Origin of the sequence: Erwinia sp. Eh17-17 (assembly GCF_039675725.1) — a bacterium.
Taxonomy (GTDB): Bacteria; Pseudomonadota; Gammaproteobacteria; order Enterobacterales; family Enterobacteriaceae; genus Erwinia.
In genome coordinates this window covers 233,930-247,357 of the sequence record NZ_JBDFQT010000004.1, presented here as the reverse complement: position 1 = coordinate 247,357, position 13,428 = coordinate 233,930, and the positions used below count along the sequence as shown (strand labels likewise).

12 protein-coding genes are annotated in these 13,428 nt (G+C 57.3%); 6 read left to right on the top strand and 6 right to left on the bottom strand.

The features are described from left to right. Window positions 1-81: 81 nt before the first annotated feature. Window positions 82-1,410: an MFS transporter gene (locus ABEH87_RS13575; protein ID WP_346576906.1), complete on the bottom strand. Its 1,329-nt coding sequence runs from the start codon at window positions 1,408-1,410 to the stop codon at window positions 82-84. A 982-nt stretch (window positions 1,411-2,392) separates the two neighbouring features. Here ABEH87_RS13575 and mgtA point away from each other — a divergent pair. Next, a complete protein-coding gene (gene mgtA, locus ABEH87_RS13570) occupies window positions 2,393-5,074 on the top strand; it encodes a magnesium-translocating P-type ATPase (RefSeq protein WP_346576905.1) in 2,682 nt (893 codons plus the stop codon). A 205-nt stretch (window positions 5,075-5,279) separates the two neighbouring features. On the opposite strand, the gene ABEH87_RS13565 is transcribed toward mgtA, so the two are convergent. Both ABEH87_RS13565 and ABEH87_RS13560 read right to left on the bottom strand, forming a co-directional pair. Then, the gene (locus ABEH87_RS13565; protein WP_346576904.1) at window positions 5,280-5,522 is read right to left on the bottom strand and encodes a DUF1158 family protein; all 243 of its coding nucleotides are present in this window, start codon (window positions 5,520-5,522) and stop codon (window positions 5,280-5,282) included. A 60-nt stretch (window positions 5,523-5,582) separates the two neighbouring features. Beyond that, on the bottom strand, window positions 5,583-6,470 hold the full coding sequence (locus ABEH87_RS13560) for a LysR family transcriptional regulator (protein WP_346576903.1): 888 nt from the start codon (window positions 6,468-6,470) through the stop codon (window positions 5,583-5,585). Between the two features lie 104 nt (window positions 6,471-6,574). Here ABEH87_RS13560 and ABEH87_RS13555 point away from each other — a divergent pair, with 104 nt between their 5' ends. The 3 genes from ABEH87_RS13555 to ABEH87_RS13545 all read left to right on the top strand — a co-directional run bounded on the left by ABEH87_RS13555 (window position 6,575) and on the right by ABEH87_RS13545 (window position 8,870). Next, on the top strand, window positions 6,575-7,171 hold the full coding sequence (locus ABEH87_RS13555; protein WP_346576902.1) for a short chain dehydrogenase: 597 nt from the start codon (window positions 6,575-6,577) through the stop codon (window positions 7,169-7,171). Between the two features lie 327 nt (window positions 7,172-7,498). Further along, on the top strand, window positions 7,499-8,065 hold the full coding sequence (gene mntP, locus ABEH87_RS13550; RefSeq protein WP_346576901.1) for a manganese efflux pump MntP: 567 nt from the start codon (window positions 7,499-7,501) through the stop codon (window positions 8,063-8,065). 34 nt (window positions 8,066-8,099) lie between these two features. Continuing rightward, complete coding sequence (locus ABEH87_RS13545; RefSeq protein ID WP_346576900.1) at window positions 8,100-8,870, top strand: AraC family transcriptional regulator; 771 nt, start codon at window positions 8,100-8,102, stop codon at window positions 8,868-8,870. Here the strand turns inward: ABEH87_RS13545 and ABEH87_RS13540 are convergent. Together ABEH87_RS13540 and ABEH87_RS13535 are read right to left on the bottom strand one after the other, a co-directional pair. Then, complete coding sequence (locus ABEH87_RS13540; protein ID WP_346576899.1) at window positions 8,860-9,492, bottom strand: LysE family transporter; 633 nt, start codon at window positions 9,490-9,492, stop codon at window positions 8,860-8,862. The two genes, ABEH87_RS13545 and ABEH87_RS13540, sit on opposite strands and share 11 nt — an antisense overlap. Window positions 9,493-9,948: 456 nt before the next feature. Further along, complete coding sequence (locus ABEH87_RS13535; protein WP_346576898.1) at window positions 9,949-10,071, bottom strand: hypothetical protein; 123 nt, start codon at window positions 10,069-10,071, stop codon at window positions 9,949-9,951. Between the two features lie 47 nt (window positions 10,072-10,118). Here ABEH87_RS13535 and ABEH87_RS13530 point away from each other — a divergent pair, with 47 nt between their 5' ends. Next, a complete protein-coding gene (locus tag ABEH87_RS13530) occupies window positions 10,119-10,649 on the top strand; it encodes a cysteine hydrolase family protein (protein ID WP_346576897.1) in 531 nt (176 codons plus the stop codon). A 71-nt stretch (window positions 10,650-10,720) separates the two neighbouring features. Here the strand turns inward: ABEH87_RS13530 and pckA are convergent, their stop codons facing one another. Next, entirely contained in the window at window positions 10,721-12,337 is a 1,617-nt protein-coding gene (pckA, locus tag ABEH87_RS13525; protein ID WP_346576896.1) for a phosphoenolpyruvate carboxykinase (ATP), read from the bottom strand. A gap of 157 nt (window positions 12,338-12,494) precedes the next feature. Here pckA and ABEH87_RS13520 point away from each other — a divergent pair, with 157 nt between their 5' ends. Continuing rightward, window positions 12,495-13,388 carry a LysR substrate-binding domain-containing protein gene (locus tag ABEH87_RS13520; RefSeq protein ID WP_346576895.1) on the top strand — a complete coding sequence of 298 codons (894 nt, stop codon included), beginning with the start codon at window positions 12,495-12,497 and terminating at the stop codon, window positions 13,386-13,388. Window positions 13,389-13,428 lie beyond the last annotated feature (40 nt).

Genomic DNA, 13,428 nt, shown 5'->3' with positions numbered 1-13,428 from the left:
ATACGTACGTTGATATCCGTAGGGGGCGACCTTCTTTTCCGGTCGACCCGTTCCGGTGTACACGTCAATTCCCGTTCCGCATCAGTTAAATAACGATTCGTCGCGCGTCTCTTTGCACAGGATCAGCGCAATCAGCGTCAGGCAGGCCATCGCCGCCAGGTAAACGCCGACGTAAAACAGCCCGTAATTGTGCGCCAGCCAGGTGGCGATATACGGTGCCACAGACGCCCCAAGAATCGACGACAGGTTATACGAGAACGACGCCCCGGTGTAACGCACTTCGGTCGGGAACAGCTCTGGCAGCAGCGCGCCCATCGGGCCAAAGGTCAGCCCCATCACGCTCAGTCCACAGACCAGGAAAGCCATAATCAGCATCGTGTTACCGGAGCCCAGCATCGACGGGAACACCATCGCGAAGCCGATAATCATCAGCGTGATGACGATCATTGTCTTACGGCGGCCAAAGCGGTCAGCCAGCAGCCCGGCAATCGGCACCATCACGCCAAACCCAATCACCGCCACCATCAGCATCCACAGGAACGTATTGCGTGGGATCCCCAGCCCGTTCGGGGCCGGCGTGGTGCCGTAGGTCATCGAGTACACGGTCATAATGTAGAACAGCGTATAGGTTGCCAGCATGATGAACGTGCCGATAATCGTGGTACCCAGATGTTTCGTCAGCAGGGTGCCAATCGGCACTTTCACCTGTTTTTTCTCTTTCTGTACTTTGGCGAACACCGGCGACTCATGCAGCGACACGCGCACATACAGGCCAATCAGCACCAGCACGGCAGAGAGAATAAACGGTACGCGCCAGCCCCAGGTCATAAACTGCTCGTCGGTCAGCAGCCAGGAGAGCAGCAGGAAGGTGCCGTTGGCAAAGAAGAAGCCAATCGGCGCACCCAGCTGCGGGAAGGATCCATACAGGGCACGTTTTTTCGCCGGCGCATTTTCCGTCGCCAGCAGCGCGGCTCCGCCCCATTCCCCGCCGAGTCCCAGACCCTGACCAAAACGCGCCAGCGCCAGCAGCAGCGGGGCGAACACGCCGATGGTGTCGTAGCTCGGTAGCAGGCCGATGGCCACCGTGGAAATTCCCATGGTCAGCAGCGAGGCAACCAGCGTCACTTTGCGCCCGGCGCGGTCACCGAAGTGGCCAAATACCGCTGAACCAATCGGGCGCGCAATAAAGGCGATGGCGAAGGTGGCAAGCGACTGCAGCGTGGCCACGGTCGGGTCACCCTGCGGGAAGAAGATATGGGGGAAGACGATCACGGCCGCAGTGGCATAAATATAGAAATCGAAGAATTCGATAGCGGTTCCGACCAGCGAGGCGATCACCACTTTACCGCGAGAATTGACGGGCGTGGCGTCGGTATCGGTGTCGACAGATGGCGCGATGGAAGCTTGCATAATTGTTTCTTATTAGTAGAAGTGAACAAGGAATCTTACGCAGAGCGAAAGCCGCATTCAATGGTGAAAACCCCCGCTGCGCCCGGCCTGGCGACTGAAAAGAGGATAATTTTCAATACGCGATATTTGCACGAAGATGGCAGGGTGAAATCGTCTATTTCTGGCGGGAATCACTGCAAAAGGGCTAAATAAAAGTTATCCCCCAGCGATAAATGCTGACTATTGCTGAAATAATCGCCACTACCCGCGATTTTCAACTGGTCGCGGCGCGCTGTTTTGCGTTTTACGCTACCCGCGCCGCAGGTTAACCCCTCGACACATCCTTTAACGTAAAGGGGAATCCGGGTGTTTAAGAAGATTCGTACTTCGTTGATAAAAGGTTTACTTAGTAAACAGTTCCCACGGTTTACAACCTGCCACCCGCGGTTTAGAATTCGGCCACTTTCTTCTAAGGAGCACACAATTGGACAGTCACCCTGTAACTGAAACGTTATAAAGGCAGGCCCACGCCAGTTGTGCGCCTGCCGTTTACCGGCGGGCCATGTTTCCTCTCTCCCCTGAGTCGTTGCATCCCGAAATCTGATATCCGATATCGTCCAGGCAGACTGCCGGACAGGGATTGCTTATGCATCGTTTACACGTCACACCACAACGTCATCACCTGTTTCCTCCCGGTTTAACGCGGCTTATCGGCACGTAACCGGTGCGCCTGCGCGCGCTCCCGATGGTGCAGCAATTTTTACCCTAAGTCCCATCAGCACTTCGCTGGACAGCCCGGCCGCTGCGGCTTACTAACAGGAGCATCACGATGAAAGAACCTCCATCCCGAGAAAGGCGGCGGTGGCAACAGAGGAGGCATAACGGCAACTAACGGCTGTTCCCTTCGCTCCGCCAGCTCCGCCCCCCTGAATGAATGAAAAATCCTCGTCAGCAGGAAGGCTTTCCTGCGCGTAAAAAACACCTCATTAAAGGGAGCTGGCTCATGAAAATGCATAAAGCCAACCTGAAAATGGCGCGCGACCTGGCAATCGCCAGCGCGGCCACCCAGAGCCTGGATAATACCCTCGCTCGTCTTAATACTCAGCGTCAGGGACTGACTCTGGAAGATGCAGAGGGACGTCTGCAGCACTATGGTCCTAACCAGGTCGCCAGCGATAAAGCCCCGGCGGCGCTGGTGCAGCTGATCCAGGCGTTTAACAACCCGTTTATCTGGGTGCTGATGGTGCTGGCGGCCATCAGCTTTGTCACTGACTACATCCTGCCGGCGCGCAGGGGCGAAGAGACCGATCTGACCGGCGTGATTATCATGCTGATCATGGTCAGCCTCAGCGGACTGCTGCGCTTCTGGCAGGAGTACCGCACCAATAAAGCGGCGGAAGCGCTGAAATCGCTGGTCAGCACCACGGCCACGGTACTGCGCCGCAGCCATGCCGACAGCGAGGCGGTAAGCATTGAGGTGCCGCTGCAAAACGTGGTGCCGGGCGATATCGTGCTGCTCTCCGCCGGGGATATGATCCCGGCCGACGTGCGGCTGCTGACCTCACGCGATCTGTTCGTCAGCCAGGCGGCGCTGAGCGGTGAAGCGCTGCCGATTGAAAAGTTTGACACCCACAGCCAGCCGCTGGCGGGAAACCCGGCGGCGGAGATTGACGAGCAGGCGTTGCTCAGCCAGCCGGGCATCTGCCTGATGGGCACCAACGTCGCCAGCGGGAGCGCCACGGCGGTGGTGGTGGCCACCGGCAGTCAGACCTGGTTTGGATCGCTGGCGAAGTCACTGGTAGGTGAGCGCCCACAAACCTCCTTCGACAGAGGTGTCAACAGTGTCAGCTGGCTGCTGATCCGTTTCATGCTGGTGATGGTGCCGATTGTTCTGCTGATTAACGGCTTCACCAAGGGCGACTGGAGCGATGCGCTGCTGTTCGCGCTGGCCGTCGCGGTGGGCCTGACGCCGGAAATGCTGCCGATGATTGTCAGCTCCAACCTGGCGAAAGGGGCGATCGCGCTGTCAAAACGCAAAGTGGTGGTTAAGCGCCTGAATGCTATTCAGAACTTTGGCGCGATGGACGTGTTATGCAGCGATAAGACCGGCACGTTAACCCAGGACCGGATCATCCTCGCGCAGCACCTCAACCTGCACGGCCGGAGCGATGAGCGCGTGCTGCAACAGGCGTGGCTCAACAGCCGCCATCAGACCGGGGTGAAGAACCTGATGGACAAGGCGATCCTCGGCTTCAGCCAGGGCAGTCAGGCGGTGAGCGGGCTGTGGCGCTATCGTAAAATCGACGAGCTGCCGTTTGATTTTGAGCGTCGTCGCCTGTCGGTACTGGTGGCCGATGAGCAACAGCAGCTGCTGATCTGCAAAGGGGCGGTCGACGAGATGCTGGCCGTCTCGACGCACTGGCTGGAGGGTGATGACGTGCGCCCGCTGGATGATGCCGCGCGCCTTAACGTGCAGTCATTAGCGGAAGCGTATAACCAGCAGGGCTTCCGCGTATTGCTGGTGGCATCTCGCAATGTAAGTGAGCACACGCTAACTACTCCGCTGAGCGTAGCCGATGAACGCGATCTGGTCATTACCGGCCTGCTGACATTCCTCGACCCGCCAAAAGAGAGCGCCGCAGCGGCGATTGCCGCGCTGCATGAAAACGGCGTGACGGTGAAAGTGCTGACCGGGGATAACGCGACCGTCACCCGTAAAATCTGCCGTGAGGTCGGGCTGGATCCGGGCACGCCGCTATGTGGCAGCGAGATCTCACGCATCAGCGACGCGGAGCTGGCGCGGCTGGTGGAGCAGAGAACGCTGTTCTGCCGCCTCAGCCCGCAGCAGAAAACCCGCGTGCTGCAGGCCTTGCAGAGCAACGGCCACACCGTCGGCTTCCTTGGGGACGGCATTAACGATGCGCCCGCGCTGCGCGCTGCCGATATCGGCATTTCCGTCGACAGCGCGACCGATATCGCCAAAGAATCGGCGGATATCATCCTGCTGGAGAAAAGCCTGCTGGTGCTGGAGCAGGGGGTGATTAAAGGGCGCGAGACCTTTGGCAATATCATCAAGTACCTGAACATGACCGCCAGCTCCAACTTCGGCAATGTCTTTTCGGTGCTGGTGGCCAGCGCATTTATTCCGTTCCTGCCGATGCTGGCGATTCACCTGCTGTTGCAGAACCTGATGTATGACCTGTCCCAGCTGGCGCTGCCGTGGGACAAAATGGACAAAGAGTTTCTGCGTAAACCACGCCAGTGGGATGCGAAGAATATCGGGCGCTTTATGCTGTGGATGGGGCCCACCTCGTCAATCTTCGACATCACCACCTTCTGCGTCATGTGGTATGTCTTTGCGGCGAACAGCGTCGAAATGCAGTCACTTTTCCAGTCTGGCTGGTTTGTAGAGGGACTGCTGTCACAGACGCTGGTGGTGCATATGCTGCGCACGCAGAAAATCCCGTTTATCCAGAGCCGCGCCGCGCTGCCGGTGATGCTGATGACCGGGCTGGTGATGGTGCTGGGCATTCTGATCCCGTTCTCACCGCTGGGCCATGCCGTGGGTCTGGTGCCGCTGCCGTGGAACTACTTCCCGTGGCTGCTGGCGACCCTGCTGGGCTACTGCCTGCTCACTCAGGGGATGAAACGCCTGTATATCCGCCGTTTCGGCCAGTGGTTCTGAGGGGATATCAGGATGAAAAAGGATAATGCAGTTACCGCTATCGTGCTGTTTTTTATCGGCCTGGTGATTTTTTCCAGCAGCATCGCGATGATATTTAGCGGGTAACCTGGCGGGTTGACCGAAAAAGAAGGTCAGCCCCCACCTCATACCCCGTAGGGGTCGACCTTTTTTTCCGGTCGACCCGTTCACACGACCCGTCCGCTTATCACGGCCGTATAAACCGCAGATAAATAAAACGAATCACGTAAAACTCAATCACCCCCAGCAGTAAAAACCACAGGCAGAACACCAGCGTATACAGCTGGCTGATATCATCCAGGTGGAACATGTCGACCAGCCTGCGCGCCAGCGTCAGGCCGAACGAGGGCGCCGGCAGCAGCAGCGCGGAGAGAAACCCGAGCAGCAGGGTGCTCATCGGCATCAGGAAAGTTTCAAAAGGGTTTTTCATCACAATTCCGTGTTAATCAGTTGCCGCTATTTTCAGTGAATCCCCGCGCATCTTCAATCATTAAACCACCAGAGCCGGGGGGACGTGCTCGCGCATCCAGCGCACAAAGCTGCGGCGTTTTTCCGACGGACTGAGATCCTGACGCCACAGCAGGTTAATCGGGCGGCTCTCCGGCTGCCACGCTTGCAGCAGCGGCACCAGACGGCCGGCGGCAATATCCTGCGCCAGCAGAATGCGCGGTTGCAGTATCAGCCCGGCCCCGGCCAGCGCCGCCTGACGCAGGGCCTGGCCGTCATTACAGGTAAAGCTGTTGTCGAACGGCCAGGTGACCGTCCCCCACTGCCAGGCATTGTTCTTGTTCCAGGCCCTGTTCGCCAGGCAGCGGTGCTGATGCAGGTCGTCCGGCGTTTGCGGGGAACCGTGCTGCGCCAGGTAGTCCGGCGCGGCGCACACCACCATCTGATACTCGCCAAGAAACTGAGCGACCAGCGGTTCACTGTGCTTCAGCCCGCCGATGCGCACAGCAAAATCAAACCCTTCGGCGATCAGATCGACAAAGCTGTCGTTCAGGTCCAGCTCAATCTTTACCTGCGGATAGCACAGCTGATAGCGCGTCACCACCGTGGCAATGGCGCTGGCCCCAAGATTCAGCGGCGCGCTGATGCGCAGCAGGCCTGACGGCGTGCTTTTCATATTCTCCACGCTTTCATCCGCTTCGCGCAGCTGCGCCAGCGCCATTTTGCACTGCCGGTAATAGCTCTGCCCGGCTTCCGTCAGATGCTGACGCCGGGTATTGCGCTGCAGCAGACGGGTATTAAGCACGGTTTCCAGCTGACGCACATGCTTGCCGACCATCACGGCGGTGATGTCCAGCCGCCGCGCCGCTTCGCTGAAGTTGCCGCTCTCCACGGCGCAGATAAAGGCTTCAATACTGCGTAATTTATCCATGATTACAAACTCTGGGTTTGGAGTTCCCGAAAGTATCGCTCATTTATCCCACAACTGCACTGCGCCACAATCAGCGGACTTACCTAACCGGCAGGAGAGAGCAGATGAAAATTTTAGTGATTGGTGCATCCGGCACCGTGGGTCAGGGTATTGTCAGCGAGCTGAGGCGTGACCATCAGGTGATCCGCGTGGGAAAAACGCAGGGGGATTTCCAGGTGGATCTGACCTCAGAGGAGAGCGTGAAAGCCCTGTTTGCGCAAACGGGTAAAGTAGATGCGGTGATCTCCGCCACCGGTGGCGTCCACTTTGGCCCACTTTCGGAGATGACCAGTGAGCAGTTCAACCACGGCCTGCAGGATAAGCTGATGGGGCAGGTGCGGCTGGTGATGATCGGCAAAGATTTCGTTAATCCGGGAGGGTCTTTTACCCTGACCAGCGGGATCCTCGCGCAGCAGCCAATCCGTACCGGGGTGAACGCCACGGCGGTGAACGCGGCGCTGGAAGGCTTTGTGCTGGCCGCCGCCACTGAGCTGAGCGGCCTGCGCATCAACGCCGTCAGCCCGACGGTGCTCAGCGAAGCGCTGGAAAGCTATGGCCCGTTCTTCCCCGGTTTTGAGAGCGCCCCGGCCGCGCGCGTGGCGCTGGCCTATCGCCGCAGCGTGGATGGCGTAGAAACGGGCCGCGTCTATCGCGTCTGGTAATACCCGCGATTCAGGGCAGTAAAAGGGGGGGATTCGTGCGGATAACGGGCGAAATATCCCCCAGTCACGTCAGGGATGTATATCCCTACTCTTTTTGTAACACGGTAATTCTTTTAGAGTTTTCGCTCTGATTTTCACCGCTAAAATAGCCACTGTTAAAAAGTATAGCCGAGGCTATACTCAAATCCCTGATTTTACTGTCTTTTTTTCTTCTGAATTGCGTGCTAGGATGCGTCTCACTTGAACTGGCTCAGGGTTGTTTTGACAACATGAGCTGATGTTTTAACGACCTGGAACGTATCTGTCTCTTCAGACAGGATAAATACAATGAACCTATACGCAACCCTGATTCTGGCTTTTGGTATGTCGATGGACGCCTTTGCGGCGGCGATCGGCAAAGGCGCCAGTCTGCATCGCCCCAGCCTGAAAGAAGCACTGCGTACCGGCCTGATCTTCGGCGCGATAGAAGCACTGACTCCGTTGATTGGCTGGGCGATTGGCCTGGCTGCCAGCCAGTACATTATGGCGTGGGATCACTGGGTGGCCTTCGGCCTGCTGTTTATCTTAGGCAGCCGGATGATTGTCGAAGGGCTGCGCAAAAAAGAGTGCCGGCCGGAAGAAGCGCCAGCCAGTCACGGTTTCTGGCTGCTGGCCTGTACTGCCGTGGCGACCAGCCTGGATGCGCTGGCCGTCGGCGTGGGCCTGGCATTCTTACAGGTCAACATTATTACCACCGCGCTGGCGATTGGCGCTTCCACCATGATTATGGCTTCCGCCGGTATCCTGCTCGGCCGTTTCCTCGGCCCGGTGATGGGAAAATGGGCGGAAATTTTTGGCGGTGTCGTGCTGATCGGCATCGGCTGTAGTATTTTAGTGGAACATCTGGGCCGGTGAGCTGACGCTCCGGCCTGTCAGGGGCGGAGTGGATATGGCGTTATCGATAGTTGACTGGCACAGCCGCAATCAGATTGAATGTTCGCACCTTACCGCCTCCCATGCGGCTTTCCCGCTGCACACCCATGAAGAATACGTCATCAGTGCCAACCTCAGCGGCATTGAAACCCTCAGCCTGCACCAGCAAACCCTGTCGGTACAGGCCGGTGAGATCACCCTCTATAACCCCGAAACCTTGCAGTCCTCGCAGTTTGGTGCCGACCCGGTAGAGTTTTTCAGCGTGCATCTGCCCCAGCAGGTGTTTGCCGATCTTGCCGATCGTAAACAGCCGATCCTGCGCGAAGGGGTGCTGCGCGATCCGGCGCTGTTCGCGGCGATCTGCAGCTACGTGCAGTCGGCAGATGAGGAGCAGGTACAGCAGCAAAATCTGCTGTGGCTGACCAGCCAGCTGCTGAAACACAGCCACGGAGGGGAGAGCATGGCGGCCACGCTGTCCGTCGGGCGGGCGCTGGAATGCATGCGCGATAACCTGACGATAAAGCTGACGCTGGACGAGCTGGCCGCCGCTGCCGGACTCAGCAAATACCACTTTGTGCGCCAGTTTCGCCAGCAGATAGGCATTGCCCCGCTGCAATACCACATGCAGCTGCGCCTGCTGGCGGCGCGCAACCTGCTGCGTCATCAGCACAGCGCGCTGGATGTGGCGCATCGCTTAGGTTTTTACGACCAGAGCCACTTTATTAACAGCTTCCGCAAAATGATGGGCATCACGCCGCACCACTATCTGCGCATCGTCAGCCGATAAATTCGCGGTAGCCGGAGATGATGACGTAAGCGGCGAAATAGCAGAAGATCGCTGCCGAGGCGATATACGACCAGCGCAGCATCTTCGCTCCGAGCATGCGCCCGCCGACGCTGCCCACCGCACACAGCACCGCCGTCCAGGTCACACCCGCCAGGAAAAACCCGCTCAGAAACCAGCCAGAAGCGGCCGTGCCGCCGCTGCTCATGCGCGAAATCAACGCGCCGCCGACCGCCGCGAACCACAGGATGGCCGTGGGTGACGACATCGCCAGGACGATACCGCGGAAAAAGTTCTGACGAATGCTCAGGGCCTGACCGATATCCCCGGCGCTGAGATCGGCCGTCGGGCGCATTGCGCTCTGCACCATCTTCCACGCAAACCACAGCAGCATCAGCGAACCGCCGATCCACAGCACCCAGCGCACCGGCGTGAACTGCAGCAGCACCGCCATGCCCGCCATAGCGAGGATCGCGTAGATCAGATCGCCCACGCAGGTGCCGATCCCCAGCCAGAAGCCGTGAAAATAGCCGCGCTGCATGGCGAGGGTGATCATCGCGATATTGGCGATGCCAATATCCAGACACAGGGAAAGACTGAGGAGAAAACCGTTCGAAAAGGGCATTGGCGTCCGATCCATGATGAGAGAAGCCGCCATTATCTGCGCGCAGGCCTGCAAAATATTGGAAAAAATTGCGCAGCAGATGAAGGGATAAATGCGGAGGCTGGCCAGGTCGTTTAGGAAAGGTTTACCTTTTTATCGGCATACTTAAGCCAATTTTGTGATCTGGCTCATAAAATATTGCCTGAAAAACGTGCAACAGGTATAATTTTTTAGCGTTATTAATTGATGCTGCATACAGGTCACCATGAAAAAATTCTTTAAATACGTGTTTCGGGTTTATGTCGATACCTTCAAACATGTACCGCCAGGCGCTATTCTTTAGCCCGGCTGCACCGAAAACCCTCGATAACGTCGGCCAGGGATTGGACCGATGGTTATCACCTCCTGCGATCGTCCCCTGAGAAAAATATTGCATAACCGTGCTGTCTGCGCGAGGCTGTCTGTTATGCAAAATACTCAGCTGTTCCTCACCGCGACCACCACCACCACCACCGCTTCCGGCGGCGTGTGGCGAGTTTGCGTGTCTGAGTAGTTAGCAAACCTTCCCCCACCCGCCGGTTTCCGACGGGGCTGCGCCATTCTCCGTCGTGACTGGTATTTATCAGGATCGTTAAAGGAGAAATAACATGTCTGACGCTTCCGCGCTGTTAGTGATTGATATGCAAGCGGGTTTACTGCACGGTCCGCAGGTTCCGCATGATAAAACGCGTTTAATCGCCAATATTGCCCACCTGGTGACGACCGCGCGCGCGCAGCAGGTTCCTGTCTATTTTGCTCAGCACACGGGGCCGGCGGATTCACCGATCGCCGCAGGCAGTGAACGGTGGCAGCTCGCCGCTGAACTGCCGCTGGCGCAGACGGACCGCTGTTTTAACAAATCCCACCCAAGCTGTTTTGCCGGTACGCCGCTGCTGGCGTGGCTACAGGCCTCCGGGGTGAAGCGGCTGACGATCGTCGGAATGAAAACCGAATATTGCGTTGATACCACCTGTCGGGCGGCGGCAGATCTGGGGTTTGAGGTGGTACTGGTGAGCGATGCGCACAGCACCACGGACAGCGAGGTGTTAGCGGCAGAGCAGATTATTGCCCATCATAATGCGACGCTGGCGGGGCCGTTTGTGCGGCTGGTGAAGACGCAGGCCCTGAGCTTTGCGTAAGCCAGCCGGGGGAGTTAAGCCGGGTTAACGCAGTAAGGCCTGACAGGGCCTTACTGCGGGCAGATGTGCGATCAGACGGTCGGTCCGGCCTGGGCGATACGCGCTCCCTCTTCGGTGCGCGTGTACTGTGCGAAGTTGGTGATAAACAGGTGGGCTAATTTTTCAGCCTCGTGCTGCCACGCTTCCGGGCTGTCCCAGCCGTTGCGCGGGTCGAGCAGGGCATCGGCCACGCCCGGCACCTGTTCCGGGATCATCAGCCCAAAGACCGGCAGTTGGGTGTCATTTTGCTCAATGGTCCCGTTCAGGATCGCGTTGATAATATTGCGCGTATCCCGCAGCGACAGGCGCTCTCCCTTGCCATTCCATCCGGTATTGACCAGCCAGGCTTCTGCCTGAGTTTCCGCCATTTTTTCTGCCAGCACGCTGGCATAGCGGGTCGGGGGCAGCATTAAAAAGGCGGCACCATAGCAGGCGGAAAAGGTCGGTGTCGGCTGGGTGATGCCGCGTTCGGTACCGGCCAGTTTTGAGGTAAAACCGGACAGGAAGTGATACTGCATCTGTTCCCTGGTCAGGCGCGATACCGGGGGCAGTACGCCGAAAGCATCTGCGGCGAGAAAAATCACTTTCGAAGGATGGCCCGCAGCGGAAACCGGACGGACAATATTCTCAATATGGTCCAGCGGGTAGGAAACGCGGGTGTTTTCAGTTTTGCTGCCGTCCGCGAAGTCGATGCTGCCGTCGTCTCTCACCACCACGTTTTCCAGCAGCGCGTTACGGCGGATAGCGCGGTAAATTTCCGGCTCTGCGGCTTCACTCAGGTTAATGGTTTTGGCATAACAGCCGCCTTCAAAGTTGAAGACGCCGTCCGCATCCCAGCCGTGTTCATCGTCGCCGATCAGCTCGCGCAGCGGGTCGGTTGACAGCGTGGTTTTACCGGTGCCGGAAAGGCCGAAGAACAGCGCCACATCGCCCGCTGCGCCGCGGTTGGCCGAGCAGTGCATGGAGGCAATTCCCCGCTGAGGCAGCAGGTAATTCATCACCGAGAACAGCCCCTTTTTCATCTCGCCGCCGTACCAGGTGCCGCCGATCAGCTGAATTCTTTCGCTCAGATTGAAGGCCACAAAATTCTCAGAGTTCAGCCCCTGGGACTGCCACTGGCTGTTAGTACATTTCGCCCCGTTCATCACGATGAAGTCAGGGGTAAAGTCCGCCAGCTCTTGCGCTGAAGGGGCAATAAACATGTTTTTGACGAAGTGTGCCTGCCAGGCGACTTCCGTCACCACTCTCACTGCCAGGCGCGAGTCGGGGTTAGCCCCGCACCAGGCATCGACCACGTAGAGTTTTTTCCCTGACAGCTGCTGGCAAACCAGCGCCCGCAGTTCTGACCAGGTGTCCTGGGAGAGCTGCTTATTATCGTTGCGGCCATTTCCGGCGTCAGACCACCAGACGGTATTCTCAGTCAGTGCATCCCTGACGATGTATTTATCACGCGGCGAACGCCCGGTGAATTCCCCGGTATCGACGGTTACTGCCCCGGAGGCGGTCAGGCTGGCGCGTTCCCAGCCGGTTAACTCCGCCGAGGTTTCATGCTCCATCAACAGTTCATAGCTGGGGTTGTAAATCACATCATCAAGGTCGGTAATACCAAGGTCTGACAGGGCTGCTTTAAGGGATGCGGTGCTGGACATGAGATACCTGACTATTAGTGGCCGGAGAATGAGTTAATGGTTTGTTGCGAACAGTGGAAGGGATACTAGCACTGGATAACAGATGCTCTAATTGCATAATTTCTATGCTGCATGCTAAATTTGCATAGCGTTTTTGCGACATGGGAAACAGACAGCGATGATCGGCAACCTCGAAGTAAAGTGGTTTTATGATGTGATTGCACTGGAAGAGAGCCGCAGTTTTACCCAGGCGGCGGAGAAAAGAAATATTTCGCAGTCCTCTTTCAGCCGTCGTATTCAGTCGCTTGAGTCAGCCCTGGGTTTTATGATTTTTGACCGCAGTAAGAACCCACTGCAGCTGACGCAGCAGGGCAAAAATTTTATCGGCTATGCCCGCAACATGCTGGACGATATGGATTTTCAGCTCAGCCGAATCAAAGGGTTAGACAATCTCAGACAGAGCATCAAGATTGATGCGGCCCCGTCACTGTCGGTGCTGCTGCTGCCCGAAATGATTGCAGGTTATAACGACAGCCTGGAGCGTATTCACTATGTTGAATCGATTAACGTGGATGAGGCGGTCTATAACCTGAAAGAGGGGAAATGTGATTTTATTCTGAGTTTCTACAACGAAGAGCTGATGAACTATCCCTTTGTAAACCATAAAATTTTTGACTCTCACCTCCATCTGGTGACGCCCTGTGATCAGAGCGGCGAGCCGCTGTATTCCCTCGACCACGATATTTTACCGTTAATGAAATATGCCAACGACAGCTATATGGGGCGACAGGTCAATCAGGTGATCGACAGGCTGTCCGACGACACATTTTCCCTGCGGTTTGTCTCGTCGATGAGCGAGCTGCTGAAGCGCATGATCGTCAACGGTCAGGGCGTAGGCTGGCTGCCGCAGTATTCCATTAAGGATGAACTGCGGGAAGGGAAGCTGGCGATTATGGATCCTGCGGTATCGCTGGATATCAAAGCCTATGTCTACCGCTCCGGGTCAAGGCTCAACCTCTCTGCGGAGCGGTTTTGGCAGTATATTCGCGCCCAGCCAACGCGGCGGGAATAAAAGGGGAGATAAGAGAGCTGTGTCAGGCGCACGTTTTCCC